The organism is Desulfobacula phenolica (assembly GCF_900105645.1).
GTDB classification, from domain to species: domain Bacteria; phylum Desulfobacterota; class Desulfobacteria; order Desulfobacterales; family Desulfobacteraceae; genus Desulfobacula; species Desulfobacula toluolica.
Map to the genome: position 1 here is coordinate 37,601 of NZ_FNLL01000014.1, position 20,231 is coordinate 57,831.

Annotated in this window: 16 protein-coding genes; 10 read left to right on the top strand and 6 right to left on the bottom strand. The window is 43.8% G+C overall.

Features of this window, described 5'->3' with window-relative positions:
- The first annotated feature begins 37 nt into the window (after positions 1 to 37).
- The 8 genes from BLT94_RS18850 (at position 38) to BLT94_RS18885 (ending at position 10,164) form a co-directional block, all read left to right on the top strand.
- On the top strand, positions 38 to 1,486 hold the full coding sequence (locus tag BLT94_RS18850; protein ID WP_092237588.1) for an SLC13 family permease: 1,449 nt from the start codon (positions 38 to 40) through the stop codon (positions 1,484 to 1,486).
- A complete protein-coding gene (locus BLT94_RS18855) occupies positions 1,483 to 2,538 on the top strand; it encodes an ABC transporter substrate-binding protein (protein WP_092237590.1) in 1,056 nt (351 codons plus the stop codon). The genes BLT94_RS18850 and BLT94_RS18855 overlap by 4 nt, the downstream gene beginning before the upstream one ends.
- Positions 2,539 to 2,556: 18 nt before the next feature.
- On the top strand, positions 2,557 to 3,486 hold the full coding sequence (locus BLT94_RS18860; RefSeq protein ID WP_092237593.1) for a hypothetical protein: 930 nt from the start codon (positions 2,557 to 2,559) through the stop codon (positions 3,484 to 3,486).
- A gap of 4 nt (positions 3,487 to 3,490) precedes the next feature.
- A complete protein-coding gene (locus BLT94_RS18865; RefSeq protein WP_092237596.1) occupies positions 3,491 to 6,466 on the top strand; it encodes an ABC transporter substrate-binding protein in 2,976 nt (991 codons plus the stop codon).
- 20 nt (positions 6,467 to 6,486) lie between these two features.
- Entirely contained in the window at positions 6,487 to 7,857 is a 1,371-nt protein-coding gene (locus BLT94_RS18870; RefSeq protein WP_175530416.1) for an ATP-binding protein, read from the top strand.
- Positions 7,858 to 7,994: 137 nt separating this feature from the next.
- Complete coding sequence (locus tag BLT94_RS18875; RefSeq protein WP_217641253.1) at positions 7,995 to 8,765, top strand: glycoside hydrolase family protein; 771 nt, start codon at positions 7,995 to 7,997, stop codon at positions 8,763 to 8,765.
- The gene (locus BLT94_RS18880) at positions 8,759 to 8,992 is read left to right on the top strand and encodes a hypothetical protein (protein WP_092237598.1); all 234 of its coding nucleotides are present in this window, start codon (positions 8,759 to 8,761) and stop codon (positions 8,990 to 8,992) included. Before BLT94_RS18875 ends, BLT94_RS18880 begins: the two co-directional genes overlap by 7 nt.
- An 83-nt stretch (positions 8,993 to 9,075) precedes the next feature.
- Positions 9,076 to 10,164, top strand: coding sequence for a (Fe-S)-binding protein (locus BLT94_RS18885; RefSeq protein WP_092237601.1), 1,089 nt, complete (start codon positions 9,076 to 9,078; stop codon positions 10,162 to 10,164).
- Here the strand turns inward: BLT94_RS18885 and BLT94_RS22085 are convergent.
- Both BLT94_RS22085 and BLT94_RS18890 read right to left on the bottom strand, forming a co-directional pair.
- On the bottom strand, positions 10,133 to 10,288 hold the full coding sequence (locus tag BLT94_RS22085) for a hypothetical protein (RefSeq protein WP_175530417.1): 156 nt from the start codon (positions 10,286 to 10,288) through the stop codon (positions 10,133 to 10,135). The two genes, BLT94_RS18885 and BLT94_RS22085, sit on opposite strands and share 32 nt — an antisense overlap.
- Positions 10,285 to 12,750 (bottom strand): cache domain-containing protein, encoded by a 2,466-nt coding sequence (locus tag BLT94_RS18890; RefSeq protein WP_175530418.1) that lies wholly within the window; start codon positions 12,748 to 12,750, stop codon positions 10,285 to 10,287. Before BLT94_RS18890 ends, BLT94_RS22085 begins: the two co-directional genes overlap by 4 nt.
- Before the next feature lie 310 nt (positions 12,751 to 13,060).
- Between BLT94_RS18890 and BLT94_RS22215 the strand changes: the two genes are divergently transcribed.
- Both BLT94_RS22215 and trmB read left to right on the top strand, forming a co-directional pair.
- Entirely contained in the window at positions 13,061 to 13,348 is a 288-nt protein-coding gene (locus tag BLT94_RS22215) for a VF530 family protein (protein ID WP_092237608.1), read from the top strand.
- Between the two features lie 2 nt (positions 13,349 to 13,350).
- Entirely contained in the window at positions 13,351 to 14,010 is a 660-nt protein-coding gene (trmB, locus tag BLT94_RS18900) for a tRNA (guanosine(46)-N7)-methyltransferase TrmB (protein WP_217641254.1), read from the top strand.
- Positions 14,011 to 14,041: 31 nt separating this feature from the next.
- Here the strand turns inward: trmB and arsB are convergent, their stop codons facing one another.
- The 4 genes from arsB to BLT94_RS18925 form a co-directional block, all read right to left on the bottom strand.
- Positions 14,042 to 15,226, bottom strand: a complete 1,185-nt coding sequence (arsB, locus tag BLT94_RS18905) for an ACR3 family arsenite efflux transporter (protein ID WP_092237614.1) — start codon at positions 15,224 to 15,226, stop codon at positions 14,042 to 14,044.
- A 198-nt stretch (positions 15,227 to 15,424) separates the two neighbouring features.
- Positions 15,425 to 16,708 carry a CDP-alcohol phosphatidyltransferase family protein gene (locus BLT94_RS18910; RefSeq protein ID WP_092237617.1) on the bottom strand — a complete coding sequence of 428 codons (1,284 nt, stop codon included), beginning with the start codon at positions 16,706 to 16,708 and terminating at the stop codon, positions 15,425 to 15,427.
- Positions 16,709 to 16,964: 256 nt separating this feature from the next.
- Positions 16,965 to 19,526 (bottom strand): ABC transporter permease, encoded by a 2,562-nt coding sequence (locus BLT94_RS18920; RefSeq protein WP_092237623.1) that lies wholly within the window; start codon positions 19,524 to 19,526, stop codon positions 16,965 to 16,967.
- Positions 19,526 to 20,188, bottom strand: a complete 663-nt coding sequence (locus BLT94_RS18925; protein ID WP_092237626.1) for an ABC transporter ATP-binding protein — start codon at positions 20,186 to 20,188, stop codon at positions 19,526 to 19,528. Before BLT94_RS18925 ends, BLT94_RS18920 begins: the two co-directional genes overlap by 1 nt.
- Positions 20,189 to 20,231: the final 43 nt, after the last annotated feature.

Genomic DNA, 20,231 nt, shown 5'->3' on the forward strand with positions numbered 1-20,231 from the left:
TCTATCAGACTGTTATAAAGGCAGTATTTAAATCACAATGAAACTACAGACCCAAACAAAGCCCGACCAAACAAATGATCAAATGTCTTCTATGGTAACCGATAATCCCATTGGATGGATAATGGCTATCCTCGTTCCAGCGGCCCTGTTCTTTGTCATCAGAAAAAACGGGCTGGATAACAACACCGCCATGTTTATCTCCATTATTTCTATCTCTCTAATCATGTGGATTTTTTCTCTTCTGGCCATCTTTATAGCCCCCCTGTTTGCCGTCCTGCTGATTCTGCTCTTCGATGTTGCTCCCCAGAACGTTGTCCTCTCAGGATTTTCTTCAGGCGGTTTTCTACTGACCTTCAGTGTTCTGGGACTGGGGGTCGTGGTGAGTTCATCGGGTCTCACTTACCGCTACACCCTGTGGATGATCAAACTTCTTCCTCGTAACACCTTCGGGTATCAGGCCGCCCTGTTCTTAACCGGACTTCTATTTACACCCATTGTTCCCTCCATACTCGGACGGACCGCTATCGCGGCTCCCGTGCTGGGCAACATGTTCAACAGCATGATACCTGAAGACCGCAACCAAGCAGCCCCTCTGCTCTATACAGGCGGCCTGGACGGCATCACCTATCTGGGGGCTGTTTTTCTCACCGGAGCCCCGGCCAACCTGTTTATCTTCGGACTGCTCCCAGCCCAGGACCAGTGGTCATTCCAATTTCTTCAATGGACCTATGCCGCTTCATTAACCGGCATGATCATGCTTGTATGCTACTTTATCCTATCCGGGCTCTTTTTTCGTTCCTACCGCAGAATCACCGTGAACCGGAATTCGATATGCAATGAACTTAAACGCTTAGGACCGGTTTCATGGCGGGAATGGCTTGCCCTGTTTTGCATCATCCTGCTGGCAGTAGGCATAGGCACCACCACCCTCCATAAGATCAAGATCCCGTTTATCGCCTTTACGGTATTTCTTGTCCTTCTGTTTCTGGGGATTCTTTCGCCCAAAGATTTCAAAACAAAAATCGACTGGGGATTCCTGTTTCTCCTGGGCAGTGTTATCGGAATTATCGCCACCATGAACCACCTGCATATCGACCGGCTGCTGATTGCCAGACTCGACTGGCTGGGAATATACATGCGCAATGATTTCAAAATGTTTATTCTGATGCTGTGCGCCATGATCATGGTCACGCGTTTTTTTCTACCCATGGGGACAACCAACTTCATCTTTGCAACAGCTCTTCTGCCCCTTGCCGATGCCAGCGGTATCAGTCCCTGGTTGATCGGTTTTATCATTCTGATCATTTCAGAAACATCTCTTTTTAATTATCAGTCCCCTCATATTGGGCTGTACAAAGATAAAAGCGGAGACAAACCCGAATTCAGTGAGCAAAAGATTTCTCTTTTCAGGGGCATGCTGCTTGTCGTCAAACTTTTGGCCATCTATGCATCAATCCCCTTCTGGATCGGAACAGGAATTTTATGAAGACGCAACAAATCAGCCTGGTTTTGAGTATCATCCTACTGCTGGCTCTTGTCACGACCGCCATCATTTTCAACACCAAAAAACCAAGGATCATGGTTCTGCATAGCTACGACACCAGCTACTCGTGGACCCGGAATGTGGATAAGGGACTCCGGCGGGAACTTAACAAGTATCATGATTATTCCATTCTATGGCATTACATGAGTACAAAAAAACACAAAGACCGGATGTGGCTCCAGCGTGCGGGGATCATCGCACGCAAAAAAATCAAGGAATGGGAGCCGGATGTGCTGATCATCATCGATAATCTGGCTCAGGAACTGGCAGGCAGATATTACGTTAACCACCCGAGGATCAAGATCGTGTTTGCCGGCATAAACGGTTCTATTGAGCCTTACGGATACGACAAGGCTGCCAATGTCACCGGAATACTGGAAAATCGACCGTGCCATGCTTTTAGAGAACTTATTGCAGCTATCGAAAAGAAAAAAAACGCAGACAATCCTGAACACACCGAAAAAAAAATACGGATCCGATACCTGCTCGACTCATCCAGCTCGGTACTTGGCGATAAAAGATATATCGACCAGTTTGACTGGAACCCCCTGATTTATACCGGTTCATTCATCGCAGAAAATTATGCACAGTGGCAGGAGGAAGTGCTTTCAAGCGCAGACAAAACCGATTATGTCTTCATCACCAACTACCGTCAGCTTTCAAGATCTGAAACAGATCATGAACTGGTGCCCCCGAAAGAAGTGATGACATGGAGCGAGAAAAACTCCCCTGTCCCGATTATCGGACTCAACCCGTTCAATGTGGAAGATGGCTGTATGCTGTCAATAGGGGTCTCCCCTTACGAACAAGGAGAAACAGCGGGACATATGGCCGAAAAAATCCTTAAAAAAAATATTACACCGGCAGAGATTCCGATCGTGCCCAACCGGCAGTTTATCATTGCCATGCGTAAATCAGCCATCTTAAAACGCGGGGTTGTCCTGCCGGATATCTATGAAGCATTCTGCCGAGCCACTGAAACTTATTTTGAATAGTGCGAAAACAAAATCATTATGAAACCCAAAAGCTACCAGACACACCCTGTTTTAAACCAGGATGTCATAGATCTGATCAACCTCAATCTGTCATCCTTTTCCAGGATTATCCTGGCCATCTCCACTGTAAGAAGCGGTTCCACAGCCCTGATGCGCGTGTTTGCGGCTGTCGGCATCCCCTCCTATTTTCAGGAGATTAAAAACACCCTGCGCTGGAAGATGATAGGTATAAATCATCCATGCACTTTACCCCAAATCCCATGCAAAGATCTTTTTTTAAAAGAGACCCTGGGACCTTATACACAGACAGAATGCACCTTCAATCCCCTGGAAATCCTTCTCAAAGCTGGGTTGCCAAAGGATCGAATACATCTGGTGATAATCGGTCGGGATCCTCTCCATACTTGGGCATCGTGTAACTCGCTGTGGGGGCAAAACACCAGGATAGAACTTATGATCCAGGCCTTTCACACCGTCGAAAAGATCCGGTGCTATGCCTTACAAAACAAGATACCCTCCACCTGCTTAACCCTTGAAACCTTCAAACATGAGTCGTCGGAAACCGTTATCAGAAAACTTTTTTGGAGGCTTGATATCCCCTTCCATATCCAGGCGGTTAAAAACTGGGAAAAACTTCCCTTCTTTGGAACAAAGGGTTCCAATATTTTCTTTCCCAAAGAGCCGGAGATATTTGATATGCCCCAGGGTCTTGCCGTCATAAAACAGTCATCTCGCTTAAACTACAAGGCCGGAATACGAGATATTTCCAGCTTGAAAAAAAGTGACCGGAACAAAATCTCCCAAAACGGTCTGCTTGAAATTTATAAACTTTGGAATGAAACATGCCGGATAAATTTATCTGCCGATTTTCAAAATGGATCATTATATTTGAAGACTGCGGGTAAAAAAACCTTCCAATCAACTAACACTCAGCCACGGAGCTTATGAGTTGATGAAACCTGTAAAAAATATACTTTCAACCATCGTGATCCTTTTCTTAATTATCCTGTCCCTATTTACTCTATACCTGTTTAACGGGAAAGCCTGTAACTTTTTCAGAAAAAACAAAGATAATATTCATATAGCTGTAGTAGCTCCTCAAAAATCAGCTGCCGGCAAATCACATATTCAGGGAATTCAGCTCTATGTGGATAGGATAAATAAAAAAGGGGGGATAAAAGACAGAAAAATAATTTTGGATATATATGACGATGCCAACGATAAAACCACAGCAAGAGAAAAAGCCCTTGAAATTGTTCATAAAAAACGTGCTGTCGCAGTAATCGGTCATATTTCAAGCGCCATTTCTATCAGCGGAGGTGCTGTCTATAAGCAACATAAAATCCCTGCTGTTACCCCAAGCTCAACCAGCGACAAATTAACCATGGAAAACAAATGGTATTTCAGAACTGTTTTCAACAACAGCTCTCAGGGAAAATTTCTCGCTTATTATGTGAAAAACATACTGAAAAAAACATCTATATACATCATCCGCGAAGATGAAGAACACAGTTCCGGAATCGCCGAGGTTTTCAAAAAGGAGGCAAAGGAAATTAACCTCCCTGTAAATTATGACAAGGCTTTCCGGGCAAAAGATCCAAACCTGGACAGCTGCCTGAAACAGATGGTCTATAACATAAAAAAAAACCTGGAACAAAACTCTGCCATCTTTGTCGGCACTCATGCCCGGGAAGGTATAAAAATCATCAAGTTGATCCGGGAAGCGGGAATCGAAAACCCGGTCATAGGACCTACCGCTTTCGCAACCCAGAACTTTAAACAAGGGTTTGACCAGTACCCCCTGGAAAAGGCGGAACCTGGCTATTACACCAATGGTCTTTATATGGGAGTGCCTCTTATCTACGACACCGCCAATGAGACAGCACAGATTTTCAAAAAGCGATACTGGGGAAAATACCGGGAAACACCTGACTGGCAGGCTGCCTACGCCTATGATACCGCTATGGTTATTGTTCAGGCCATCTTGAAAACCGGGGTCACAGGACAGCCCGAAACCATTGAAAACGACCGCATAAAGCTAAGAGACTATCTGGCATCCATGACCCTCATCAATGATGCCGTAGCAGGCACCACCGGCCTGAACTATTTCGATAAAAACGGAGACTGTCCAAAACCAATCACCATAGGCATCTACAGACACAAAAATATCACCTCTGCACAGGCCCAGCTGCAGCCAGTCCTTAACTCCAGACTGATCCCGGATATCGGGGCCGCTTTAGACAAGGGTTATATTCTGCCCTACAAAAAAGGGTATATATATAAAACCAATGTGGTTTATGTGGGCCTTGAGATGGGCAGCATTGATGAGCTGAACCTCAAAAAAAATACGGCACTCCTGGATTTCCATATCTGGTTCCGCTATCAAGGTGAATTTGATGCCCAGGATATCATCTTTCTGAATGCAATCGAAAATATCAGGATGCCGCCCCCAGACAGCTCGAAGAAAACAGCCCTGACCCCTGGAAAGTCAGAAGATAAAATCACCGCCACCTTTATTAAAAAAGAGGAAAAAGCAGGACTGACTTCCCTGCTCTATCATGTACGGGCCAACTTTCGGAACGACTTTGATAGCGACAGACAGGTCACTGAAGAATACCGGCAACTTGGCTTCAAATTCCGCCACCGGAACCTGAGCCGCAGCAACCTGATCTATGTCACGGATATTGTAGGCATGAAGCTGACGGATAAGAGCGGTTTCGTTGAAAAAATGAAAATGGATGCCGTCCTGTCTCCAGAATATGACTGGAAACTTGATGATGCTCATTTTTTTCTAAACAATGCCCTGAAAAATTCCAGAGGAGATCTAAGATACCTGGATCTCCAGAACAAGTTTATCGAATGCTCCCAGTTCAATATGGAAATCATTATCAAGGAAGACCGATTCAGCCTTAGAAGGAAATTTTCAGGCGGAGTTGCCTTGTGGCTGACCGCCATCAGCTTTCTTGTTCTCTCTATGTTGGTCATTTCTCAGTTTCAGACAACTTTCAGCCGTTTTGCCAAATCTATCTGGTTTTTCCAGGCCCTGTTTGTTTTTTTACTGCTTCTTTCAGCGGAAATTGTTTTACTTTCAAAAATGGCGGGAGATCCTGGAATCCAGAACTTGAAATACGCCATCCTGACCTTTGATATACTATGGTGGATTGTTCCAGCAATTTTTATTCAACTGGGTTTAAATACGTTCATACACAAACCCATAGAAAAGCAGACAGGGCAAGCTACTCCCAAGGTGATGCGCCTCATCCCGGTTTATATTATATATTTGACCACAGTTTACGGGATAGTCACCTTTGTGTTTGACCAGAACATCACCCATCTGATGACCACATCCGGCGTAGTAGCCGTAACTGTAGGGTTTCTGATCAAAGACAATATTTCAAAACTTTTCGACAGTATCTCGATTATAAAGGCATACGAAATCAAGACGGGTCAGTGGATACAGATCTGCGGTTTTGACGAAGGGATGGTTGAAGACATCACCAAGCTGAGTACCCGCATCAGAACCCGGGAGGGCTCACTTCTGAACATACCCAACAGCGTCGTATTAAGCTCGGCCATCAGGAATTACGGCTACAAGGATGACGTTTACTGGCAGAATTTCAAACTGGAAACAGTGACAAGCAAGTCTCCCGAACAGATCATGAAAGTTCTTAAAACAGCCATCCTGGAACCGGACGAGATATTGAAAATACCGGAACCCATGATCATTTTTGAAGGCCAGGGAGATTCTTCAGCCATCTATACGGTCAGATATGCCGTCAAAGACTACAGCAAGAAAAACGAACATCTGACCATGGCTTGGTCAAGCGTATGGCTTCATCTCAGCAAGGCGAACATAGAACTTGCAACGCCCCATCGTATCATCAAACTGGCAGAACAAATCTCTACAAAAACACATATAAGCGCTTAGGGACTAAAAAATAAAAATTCATGAACCCTGGTGACAATAATGCCCAAACCCTGGAACGGGAGCTTGCCTGGTTCCAAAAAATTCTGGATATCCGTATCCGGCTCTATTTTGAACAGGGCTGTGAATACACTTCCATTGAAGATGTCCCTGCCCCTGATCTTAATTCTGGAAACGATCCTGAAAAAGACAACTCTTTGTATGCCCGAACCATAAAAGAATTTTCCATGTCAGATGCGGAAAGGATTGTCCTGCTGCTGGCCCTCATTCCCCATGTCAGGCCCCAGGTGCTGGACACTTTTTTTATTGATAACCAGAACTTCAAGAGGCCCTTTACCGAATTTGGCGGATGGAAGGGCAATACACACAGCGGGTTTCTTCCCACAGGTGAAACAGTCTCCTTTATTCTGGCAGCCAACAGCCTTGAAAAAAGGTTTAAGATCATACAATTGTTTGAGGCGGATCATTTTTTTGCAAAAAATAATATTCTCAGGCTTGAAAACCGGGGAACCGGAGAACCCCTGTTCAGCGGTCAGCTTGTCATATCCATTGATTTTCTTAACCGGCTTACCACCGGCACCACCCACAAACCTGACTACAACATAAATTTTCCTGCCAAGCTTATCACCACCCGGCTTGATTGGAAAGATCTGGTTCTTCCCCCTGAAGTATTTGATGAAATCCAAACCATCAACAGCTGGATCAGGCATGGAAAAACCATTCTGAAAACCTGGGGGTTTGACCGGGTTATCAAGCCTGGCTACAGAAGCCTTTTTTACGGACCTTCCGGCACGGGAAAAACCCTGACGGCAAGCTTGATCGGCAAACGGGCAAAGGCTGATGTCTACCGGATAGACCTGTCCATGGTGGTTTCAAAATATATCGGGGAAACAGAGAAAAATCTTGCCAATGTATTTGACCAGGCTGAAAAAAAGAACTGGATACTCTTCTTTGACGAGGCCGATGCATTGTTCGGCAAAAGAACCCAGACAACAAACTCCAATGACCGCCATGCCAATCAGGAAGTTTCATATCTTCTCCAGCGGGTGGAGGACTATCCAGGAGTAGTCCTCCTTGCCACCAACCTTAAAGCTAACATTGACGAAGCCTTTGCCAGAAGGTTCCAGTCTGTTGTGTATTTTCCCATTCCAAATCCGGAGTTGCGTTATGCCTTGTGGAAAAATCACTTAAACAACCATTTTGACTCCTTACAGGAAGGAATGCTTGAAGAAATTGCCCATAAATACGAATTGTCCGGCGGTGCCATCATTAACGTAGTCAGATATGGCGCTGTCCGGGCTTTGCAGGAAGACAGGGATTTGATTTCAAGGAATGATCTTGTCTGCGGCATTGCAAAAGAGTTGATCAAGGAAGGCAAAACCTTGCAGGAGTAATTTTTCTAAAAATATTTTACAGAATCGAAAGCAGGAACCATGCGTCCTGCTTTTTTTTTGTTTATTGATATTTTTTATCAATAAAAACAAATTTAATACAAACCAATCATTTGCAATCATAAAAGGAGATGTATCGTATGAATAAAATAATTGGTTCCGTAGGCCGTAACGGTAAGAATCTTCCGGCAGATGTTGCTCTTATTCAAAAACTTTTAAATGCCCAAAAGATTCCAGGACAAGTAACACCTCTTAAAGTTGATGGAAAAATGGGCAGCAAAACAATATCCCGAATCGAGGTTTTCCAGAAAAAAATTTTGAAAATGGTTCTTTTTGACGGTCGTGTAGATCCTGATGGAAGAACCTTTACAAAACTTGTGGGCAGCGCAACCGAACCTGAGACAAAAAACTCGGATAACCATGAATTTAGCCCCATGGGCATGGACTTATTAAAATCCATAGAGCAGTTAGCCACCATGCCTTATGACGATCAAACCGGTGACGATATCACTGAATGGGTAAAAGGAGCCACTATCGGATACGGACACCTTATTTTAAATGCCGAGTGGCCTAAATACAAATACGGCATTACTCAGGATGAGGCGCTTGAACTGTTTCATTCCGATCTAACCCCATACGTCAATACGGTTAAAACAAAAGTTACCGCCGACATCACTCAAAATGAATTTGACGCCATGGTGATTCTTACCTTTAATATCGGCCGAACAGCTTTTACCAATTCATCAGTTCTGAAGATGGTAAATAACCCCTATGCGACAACCGCCTACACAAATCTGGAAGCGGCCTGGAAAGCCTGGAACAAATCACAGGGTGTCGTCAACAGAGGCTTAACCAAGAGAAGACAGGCTGAATGGGATATATTCAACAAAGGAATTTATCAAAAATGGTAAAAAAAAGGATCTCAGGCAAAAAAATTTCAAAATTGTCGTTATTTGTATTGAATCTGTATTTGCAGTGGATTGCTATCAGAATCAACAAAGACTTTCTATTTTTAAAAAACAGCCCGTATGATATGTTTGTGCTTTTAGATGCTGCCAGTGCATATATACTTGGTTTTGTCTTTTCAAAGGTGGTTGAGGAAGCACCTAATGAGAAAAATGTTGAAAATCTTTTTTAAAAGGCATGGGCAGCTAAGCGCCAATGGACAAAAAAACTTAGCGCTTTTATACATTTTTGTATCACAAAACATAGAGGTGAATCATGCAAGATCAACTTGACAAGTGTACTGAATGTGGAGCCTGTGATGAAGTTTGTCCTGTTTACAAAATAACAGGGGAACCAGTATTCTCTGCCATGAGCAGGCTTAAAACAGCTGAAATGATTTTTTACAACAAAGAGATAGATGATGCCAGAAAAGAAAGTATTTACAATTGCCCTAAATGCATGCAGTGCGAATCAGTTTGCCCTGAAGAAATAAAAATTACCAGACTTGTTCATGAAGCAAGAGCAAATCTTGCAAACAAGGGTATCGGTCCTCTGGAAAAACATGGAATAATAATTAAAGGAATCCAGAAAAAAAGCAATTCTGTTGGAGGTGATCCTGGCAAGAGACTTGATTGGCTTGATGAAAAATTTATCCAAAAAAAATCCGATACCCTTTTATATCTTGGATGCATTCCGGCATACCTTGTAAAGGATGCTGCACATGCAACCTATCATGTATTAAAAAAACTTGATTTTAATTTTATGATGCTGGAAGAAGAGGGCTGCTGTTATACCTATCTTTATGAATCAGGAAGAACTGATCTTGCAAAACAATATTTTGAAAAAAATGTGAAAAAATTTTCCAACCTTGGAATAAAACATATTGTTGTGCCATGCAACGGCTGTCTAAAATGCTTTAAATATTTTTATCCTGATCTGCTGGGTAAAATGGACTTTAAAGTTTCCCATGCAGTTGAAATTATTTATGAACTTTTGAAAAAACGGCCTGAACTTTTAAATAAAGTTGAACAAAAAATCACTTACCAGGACCCATGCCGTCTTGCAAGGGGTGAAAAAATAACAGAAGAACCCAGAGAACTTTTAAAAATGTGCGGTTCAACATTAGAAGAGGCAGAGAAAAACAGAGAAGATGCAATCTGCTGTGGAGCAGGAGCAGGTATACGGTCGGTATTTCCAAAACTCTCAATTGACATTGCGGAATCTCTTTTAAAATCAATCAGCACAAAAACCATTGCAACCTCATGCCCGTTTTGTACTTTTAATTTGAGTTATGCTTCAGAAAAAAAAAATCTTGAAAAAGAAATCATATATTTTACTCGTATAATTCTTGATTCTCTGGAGTAACAGCCATGGGCTGACCTGGCATTTCATCCGGGTTTGCCCACGACAAAGGTTGAAAGTCGCTGTTTGGATTTTTGAAGACTTTCATAAAAAAAATAAAAAGTGTTGTTCCCGTTTCACGGTTCATAACCGCCGCCTCTTCACCGGCAGGCTGATGATGAATTTCGTACCCTCGCCTGGTATGGATTCAACGCTCATTTTGCCGTTATGGTTCTCAGTTATGATGAAATAAGAAATACTCAAACCGATACCCGTGCCACTGCCGGTGGGCTTTGTAGTAAAAAAGGGCTCAAACACACGTTTTCGGGTCTTTTGATCCATACCGGGGCCGTTGTCCTCTATCTCTATTCTCACCATTCCAGCCTCAAGTTCATGAACCAGCCGCAGCACAAAGCAAGGTGTTTTTTGCTGACTGCCATCTGAATATTCCTGCATTGCCTCTGCGCCGTTGCGCAGGATATTGAACAAAACCTGCTGGATTTTGCCTGATTCGCAAGAAACAAGTGGCAGATCATTTTCATATTCGCGCACAATCTTGATCCGTCGAAAATCATACTTCTTTTTCAGATCATAGTCGGTCCCGGCCAACTCAACTATCTGGTCCAGCAGGTCTGCCAAATGGTAAGAAGGCCATGATGAATCGCTCTTTTGAGCAAAAAAAAGCATGTTTGAGACGATCTCCGCAGCACGGCTGCCCGATTCACGAATATTGCCCAACATGTCGATGATCTTGCGTTTTTCCATGAATGTCTGAATCTCTTCCATGGTTATACCTGTTTCCTCAGCTGCCTTGACATTTGCAGGAAGATCGCTCCTGGTCAAACGGTTGCTTAAGACTTCAGCTGTCTGCATCATGCCGGAAAGTGGATTGTTGATCTCGTGAGCCATGCCAGCAGCCAGCCCGCCCACAGAAAGCATCTTTTCCGACTGCACAATCATCTCTTCAATGCGCACTTGCTCGGTTACGTCGTCCACGCGGATCACAGTTCCCTCCACACCATTTGCAACAAGCGGATAAACCGACACATCCTCATAGCGCGTTTCGCCGTTCTCCTTCCTGACCTGTCTGGAATCAATTTGTACTTCCCGTGTCCTAATTGCCTCACGAACCCGCTCCATCTCCGAAACCAGACGCGGAAAGGCTTGTTCCAAAGAAAGGCCCAGTGCTGCATCAGAAGAAATGCCGGTTATACGCTGTGCCGCATTGTTCCATTGGGTCACCTTGCCGTCAAGATCTAAACCGACTATCACAGAAGGCATGGAGTCAATTATATTGGAAAGATAATTGCGCAGGCATCTGAGTTCCTCCTCCGTCTTTTTACGCTCCCAAAGCATCTTGTTGGCATCTTCGGCCATCCGGTCAAGCTCATCGAATTGAACAAGATCTCTGTCAATTAATTCATATGAAAAAGCGGCCCTGTGAAAAAACGAGCTGAACAAATTGAAATCATTCTTAAGCCTGCGGTTAAATCGGCTGAACCAGAATAGAAACAAAATGATTATACCCATGGAAATCAAGATAAAGCAGAGCGTATCCTCCTTAATATGGCTGTTTAATTCACCTTGCATCAAGGCAATATCATTTTCCACATCATCAATATACACTCCGGCGCCGACAAACCATTGCAAATCAGGAATTCCATAAATAAAAGAGACTTTAGGCGATTCCTTATCAAGTGTATTCAATTTGACAAACGAATAGTAGATATAGTCCCCTCCAGGTTTTAAAGCAATGTTGTACTCCTTATCGAAAAGGCTTTTCATATTTTCCGGATTTTTATTGAAAACCTCCCATAATTTTTTCGTTCCGGAAAACAGATGACCTTTTGAAACCAAGACATCCCCATTCATTCTGTTAATAAATATATATCCTTGTTCGCCAAACCTTATTCTGCTGATGGCCGAGAGCAGGTCTGCTTTTATCTGCTTTTCAACATCATCAACATAAAGACCGGCACCGACATACCAGTCATATGGCTCGATTTTTTTGACGAAAGTGATTTTCTCAAAATCATTCCCGGCTGAATTGGGTTTTGTCCAGTGATATTCATAAAATCCTTCACCTGATTTATTTATAATTTCGGTCATGTCTTTGCAGCCATATTGACCGCGCGTATCCGTCATATCCCAAAGATTCAATCCCTCAAACCCTGGTTTATCACCAGAAAGTATAACCATACCATCCAGATGATGAACAAAATAATAACCGATTCCGTGTTCAAACCGGATGGGTCTTAAAGCGTCTATAATCATCTGCTGAATTTCAGGTGCGGTTTTGCTGGATTTATTCTGTTGATAAATATTTTCAGCGATTGAACACGCCTCATAAACCCTTGTCTTGATCTTTGTTCTTGTCAGCGCTGTGCTTTGTTCTTTTTCATAATTAATCATATCCACAACACGCAGAACCTCCTGCTTGATGATCTGTTTCTGACGGGCAATGTAATTTGTGCGCATTTGATCGGCGCGAAAACAGCCAACACGATACGAACCTATAACATCAATGGCAATAATACTTGCACCAGTGCCTATCAGAAAAACAATTCCCCACAACTGAATGAATCTGGTAAAAATAGTTTTTTGTTTCATTGTCATGCTCCTGTCAAGGCCACAATACATACAAACAAATGCATTATCGACTGGAATAAAGCACAATCCCATCAAATTTTCCAGAAAATTTAATATTGATACCAAAAACCGGGAGCTGTTTTTTTTGATGTGACCGGTAATTTTTAATGCTCTGCTTCCTTTTTTTGCTAAAATCAATTATGATATCGAGCTTTGGTATTTTTTGCACACCTGATTCAAACGGTTCGACTGCAATGGCATAATACTTGAGACAGATGATACAATAACGGTTAACAAGAATTTAGACGTAAAAGGAATTTCAGCAAGCTTCATGAGAAAACAACAAGCCAACAACCCATTACACGGCGTGGTTCTTAAGCAGATCGTAAACAGTCTGGTTGAACATTATGGGTGGGACGAGTTGGGCAAACGCATAAATATCCGATGTTTTATCAGCAACCCCTCATTAAAATCCAGTCTCAAGTTCCTGCGAAAAACGCCTTGGGCAAGAAAGAAAGTAGAAGACTTATATATCAACACACAACAGAGTGTTTGGAAATGCTCACACGTTTTTTCACAAAAGTACCATGCACCGACAACAGACAAACAAAAATCATAATCATGGCAAAAAACAAACTTCACAGATACGAACGAGTCAAACATCTGCCCAACGTTACTTTTTCCGTATTCGGCGATTCAAGATTGCCTTGCACATACCCTTGGTATGATGAGCGTTACAAAGGTATGGAAAGGATTCTCGAACTGGGTTGCGGCAAAGGAGAGCATAGTCTTGCATTCGCCGCTGCCAATCCTCTCAAACTTTGTGTGGGAATCGACAGTAAGAGTCATCGCATATGTGTCGGCGCAGAAAAAGCAGTTGCAGAGTGCCTTGAAAATGTCCTCTTCCTTCGTGTTCGTATTGAGCGTATCAAGGAATTCTTTGCTGAAAACTCGATACACGAAATATGGCTCACCTTTCCTGACCCGCACCTGAAGAATCGGGCAATCAAATCCAGGTTGTCCGCCCCTCTGTTTTTAGACCTGTATGCACATTTGCTCGTGCCCGGAGGTATCGTGCATTTAAAGACTGACAGTGACCTGTTCTACGACTACACCGGAAAATCTGTTGAACAATTTGGCGGGCGAGTGGTCGCAGCGTCAGATAATATTCATGCAACAGATTGCAACCTGCCTGGTGCCCGTGACATCGTTTCCGCTTTCGAAAATACTGCCCTGTCAAAGGGATTGAACATCAAATACATGGCATTCACACTAAACTGACAAAGTGGTCCCCTCCCAAATGGGTAACCCATTAATTGTCAAACCAGAAGACAGTGCGTTTGCAAAAACCCACCAGCATCAACATGACCGGAACTTCGATCAAAACACCCACGACTGTTGCAAGCGCCGCACCGGATGAAAGACCGAACAGCATAACGGAAGTGGCAATGGCCACCTCAAAATGGTTGGATGCTCCGATCATTGCAGCAGGAGCAGCATCTTCATATTTTAACTTTAATAGCTTGGCAGCACCATAACCAAGGGCAAAAATAAAAATGGTCTGGATAAAAAGCGGAATGGCGATCCAAAGGATTGTTAAAGGATTGGATGTAATAACCTCCCCTTTAAAGCTGAACAATAATACCAGAGTTAAAAGCAAGGCGATTATGGTGACCGGAGTTAATACCTGCAAAAATCTTTCTTTAAACCATGTTTCACCTTTGACACCAATAATCCATTTCCTGGAAAAAAAACCTGCAACAAGGGGAAGAGCCACATAAATACCCACAGATAAAAGCAATGCCTGCCATGGAATCGGAAGTTTCCCTACGCCAAGCAAAAAACCGCCTAAAACGCCGTATAAGACAAGCATGGCAAGAGAGTTGATGGCAACCATAACCAGAGTCAGGCCGTCATTCCCGCGACAAAGGTATCCCCAGACCAGAACCATGGCAGTACACGGTGCGATTCCCAAAAGAATACATCCGGCAAAGTAACTTCGCCATAATGGAATCTGCAGCATTTTTATGCCTTCCTGCAAAACAACTACCCCGGCACCATGATGGGCGCCAACAGGAAGATCAAGGCCGAAAGGCAATCTGACCAGATCAACCGCATCCGATCCTATAAATGATTTGAATAAAAATCCGAGAAAAAATATTGAAATGGCATACATTGTAAACGGTTTGATGCACCAGTTGATAAAAAGTGTTAAAAAAACAGGTTTCCCGCTTTTACCCGCCTTGATGACCGAGGCAAAATCAATTTTTACCATTATTGGATACATCATAAAAAAAAGGCACACCGCTATGGGTATGGAAACAACCGGAGCGCCCTTAACATTAATCGACATTCCATCCAGTGTTTTGGCCAAATCAGGAGCAACCTTGCCCAACAGTATGCCGCCAACTATACACAAGGTGATCCAGACTGTCAGATACCGTTCAAACATACTGGTCATTTTGCGATCATTCACTGCAATATTTGCTTTGCCCATTTTTTATTTCTCCTTTTGTTTTCAAAAATTATCCGAAAAATCTTCAATAACTGCCTTAGGCAGACATGCTATTTCACATTGGTTTTCCCACAACAAAGCATGAAAGTATTTGTTGTGATTTTTTGAAGACTTTCATATAAAAAATATTTTGGATAAAATATTACATGCCCATTGCGAATCTAATGTGAATTATGCGTGTCAAGCGCGTACCCACCTCCTGCCCACAACCATATAGACAACAACAGAACCCAGAATAAGATATCCGAACATCTGGGTATTTTTTGTTTTTAAAATAAAAGAAAGCGTAACAATAACTGTTGCACTGATCATAAAAAACAAGGGTTTAGGAATCTTCTTAAGGATAACCCGGCCAAAATGGGCAAAACGAATATGACTCACCATCAAGCCGATAGAGACACAGGTAATGCCCCACAATATGCCAGGAGTTGATACAAGAGAAGCGCCAAGAACAATCAATGCTCCCGCAGGACTGGGAAGTCCGTTGAATATCCCCTCGGGCAGATCGCTCCGGTTTTTATCCGTCCGGACAAACCGTATGAGACGAAATGCAACCCCGACAACAAAAAAACCGCCGACAAACCATGCTAATGAACCTCCTGTTTTTACGACCACAAAGGCCGGGGCCAGCCCAAAGCTTACAAAATCGGCAATGTCATCCATTAAAGGGCCATATTTGGTTCCACCATGTTTTAGAGCCATCCGCCCATCGAACAAGTCAAACAATTGTCCGACAATGATGATACAAATTGCCCAGGCAAAATAATGATGATGGGTCAGGATAAGGCTGGTGACACCACAACAAAAATTAAGTGAAGAAAGAATATCCGCATAGAGCCGGTTGGGGATAAATTTAAAAACCACGGAAGCGGATGAAAGGATAAGACAGGCCATGAGAACCCCATCGCCAATGTTTATGATATCAGGATTTTTATCCATCAATGCACATAAAATAACAAGGCCAAAACAGATGATGGCTTTTATTTTACCAAAATTATTGGCTGCCCCGGAGAATTTGATCCAGGTCAAAATCCGCCTGGCAAAAAACTGGCCCACAAATTCAATGGCCACAAGAACCCATACCAATTCTATTGATATGATTCCTGCATAGGCAAATCCAATCAATGGCGGCAAATAAGTCAATTTGTCACACATGGGGTCCAGCCATTCTCCCCAACTGGATCCAAGATTGCACCCCCGTGCCACTACACCGTCAGCACCATCAAGAATTGCCGCAAAGGTAAATATAAAGATGGCAACGGATTGATAAGAGGTGAAAAAGTAGAGGGCAAATCCAATGACAGCCATGGCAGTCCGCCAGTAGCAAATTGAGTTTGGATGCAACAGCCACTGGTGTGCCAGTATATATTCCTGCATGGATTGTTTTTTAACAGCCCGGGAAAACCATAAGAAAAACGCCGTTCCAACAGCTGCAGAAAAAACAATAACTAAAAATCTTTCCATTTTATCATCTCAATTATTAAATTACTTTTTTGATGCTGAAACAGTTTTTCAGCATCAGCATATGTTTCTTAAATTTCAGTCTACTTATCATTTTAGCCGTCAATAATCCATCCAAAAAAGCCCCGAAGGCATGATCTTCACCAATCTTATGACACTCTTTGTGCTTTATAAGCACAATAACATCAAGAAAATCTGAATAATCCTTGAAATATAAATCTAACACATTGGCGGTTATTTAATTTCATGAAACCAATCGTTACTCGGCATTTGTCAAAAGCTTGACCGGCTTTGAGTTCATGACCTTGCGGGAGGCGGCAAAGCCCGCACCCATGCAGATGCAGGTGGTCAACACCAAAATCAAAAAGGAAAGGATCAGGTTGACCTTCCAGAGACTGTCAAAAAAATACCAGGAAACAGCCCATGAAAAAACATAACTCAACAGGATGGCAAACAAGGCTGCGGTAAATCCAATAAAACCGAATTCCAGCAGGTTGATGGCCTGGATGGCCTTAAAATCAGATCCCAGCACTTTTAACAGATTGATTTGATTTTCATTTTTCCGGGCCTGATGACGGGCAATGGAAAAAATGGAGACCAAACCTGCAGCAATGGCCAGCCAGGCCATGAACCGGATGGACAAAGAGAGCCTGTCCGTGATATCCAGCAGGGTCATGGCCATTTGGGTCACATCAATGACGGAAACATTGGGGAAGGCATCGACAATTTTATTTTTCAGGTCTTGTCTTTTTGCCGGCGGCACTTGAGAGACAGCTGCCAAAAATGTTTTGGGGGCAGTGTTCAAAACGCCGTCCTGGAAGAGCAGAAAAAAATTGGGCGAAAAACTGTTCCATCGAACCTTTCTTAAATTTTTCACGCGTCCTTGAAGGGGGATTCCCTGGATTTCAAAACCCAGCAGATCCCCGATTTCAAGATCATATCGCCGGGCAAAGGAGTGTTCAACAGAGACTTCAAACGGGGTTTGCGACTCAAACTCCCAGGGGATTTTTGACAAAGGAAGTCCCTGGACAATGGTTTCCGACACATCCAGATCCGGACGATAGGAAAAATTAAACTCCAGTCTCCGGCCACGCCCCCGGTATCCGGAACCCGACGGCCTGGTTTCACCATAAAAGGACTCCTGGTTTTTTGTCAGAATTCGTCCACGGACCATGGGGGATAAATTGACAAGTTTGGCATCCTGGTTCCTGATAAATTCCATAAAAGGTATTTTTTGTTCATCCTGAATATCCACCAGAAAAAAAACCGGAATTTTCAAGCCTTCCGGCCGGACAATTTCGTTTTGCAGTCCTTTTTGAACCTGGGGGATAAGGGATATTAAAAAAGCGCCCATGGCAATGGTGACAAAACAGGACAAAGAGGCCCACTTGTTTCGAAACAGGTTCCGAAAGGCGATTTTTACCACAGGATAACGGGTGTTGGAAAGATGTTTGCAGCCTGAAAACAAAAGCCTTCCCACGGCGGATAAAAATGCCAGGGCCAGGACAAATCCACCCACAAAAATGCTACCGTTTTTAACGGAACCGGCTGCAAAAACAGAGATCAGTAAAAACGCTGCCAGTCCGGGTAAAACACTTGCTATCCGTAGCAGCAGATTAACGGAATTTTTTGTGGCTGTCATATGGGTTCCGCCAAACAGCATCACTGGTTTTACACCAAAGATGCGGACAAAAACCGGCAGACAGAAAATCAGGCTGCCCGTCATCCCCAGACCCAGGGCCAGAAGAATGGTGTTAAAATCCGTTGCAAGCCTCACCTGATCCGGGATCAACCCCTGGAAAATAACGGGAAATGCAGGAACCAGGAACAGGGAGACAAATATGGCCAGAACAGAGGCCAGGGTGCCCAGAACAAAGAGTTGAAAACTGATATACAGATAGATTTCCCGGTGTCTTGCACCGATGCTCATCAAAATGGCGATCTCCCGCTGCTTCAGGTTCAAATAACCCCGGAACAGATAAGCTGTGGCAATGCCTGCCAGAAAAAGAGTCACCACACTGACCAGCCCCATATACCCGGTAAAATATCCGGTTAACCGGCCAAGCCTTTGATTGATATCACGGCTGTCATGGACATTCACCATTGGTTGACCAGGATGGACTCGGGCAAATTCCTGCCGAAGGGTTTGGGCCAATAAAGGGACATCCGCATCCCTGCCAAACCTGTAAAACCGGGAATACCTGATCCTGCTGCCGAACCGGATCAACCCGGTGCCTTCCAATTGTTCAATCCCCATATAAATTTTGGGTGCCAGTTCAACAGCGGTCAAGGATTTGTCCGGGTCGGTGACAAAATAATCGCGTACGACAAACATTTTATCGCCCAGTTTAAGGGGGGTATTTTCATCAGTGTTATCCCGGAGGCCAAGCGCATAGGCCGTGTCCCTGGTCATGAACACTCCGGGGGAGTTCTGGATATTTGCTTTCAGGGTTTGTTTTTCCAAAGAAAAGTCACCATACAGGGGATAGGCAGTATCAATCGCCATGATCTTTACCAGACGGGCGTTGGGGCCAGCCTTGACCATGGTATAAAAGCTGACCAGCCTGGCCAGGGTCTTGTTATTTTCAAACACCTTGTCCACCAGCGCCAGATCCTCCGGGGTCAAGGCCCGGTTGGAGGACACAACCAGATCTGCCGTTAAGATCTCCTTTAAATTTTCATCCATATGGCGGTCCAGGGATCTGCCAAAAGAATGAATGGCAATGAATCCTGCAAGCCCCAGAGACAAATTTAATATAAAAAAAAGAGCAAAACCCCTGTTTTTTATCAGCTCCCTTACCCCCATGCGTATCCAGAGCATCAGGCCAGCCTCCCCTGCTCAAGCTTCCTGATTTTTTGGCATTGATTTGCCAGATCCGAATTGTGGGTCACCAGGATCATGGTTTTATTTTCTTTTTCCACCAGGTCAAACAGGAGACCGGCAATTTTATCCCCGGTCTTGATATCCAGGTTGCCGGTGGGTTCGTCTGCCAGCAGCAGGGAGGGTTTGACAATCAAAGCCCTTGCAATGGCAACCCTCTGGCACTCTCCGCCGCTCAGCTGTCCGGGCAGATGATGTTGACGATCCTGCAAACCTACCTTTTCCAGCATAACATCTACCCGCTCCGTAATCTGCTGCTGTTTGAGAATCTCCAACGGCAGGCTGATATTTTCACGGGCAGACAGATGGGGCATTAAATGAAACTGCTGAAAAATGATCCCTATTTTCATGGCCCGGTAACGGGAAAGCCTGTCCTCCTTCATTACGCACAGATCCTCACCTTCCAAAAGAATTCTGCCGTGATCCGGGCTGTCCAGTCCTGCGATCAGTGAGAGCAGCGTGGTTTTCCCGCTGCCGGACTCTCCGGTTACAGCGTTGGTTTCCCCGGTGCCGAGGGTAAAACTGACCTGTTTTAAAACCTCAATCGCACCGGATCTGGGCTGGTGAAAGGATTTACAGATATTTTCAAGTTCCAGAATCATAATTGCTCCAAATTAATAATTGCTCAGGTATCATAATTATTTC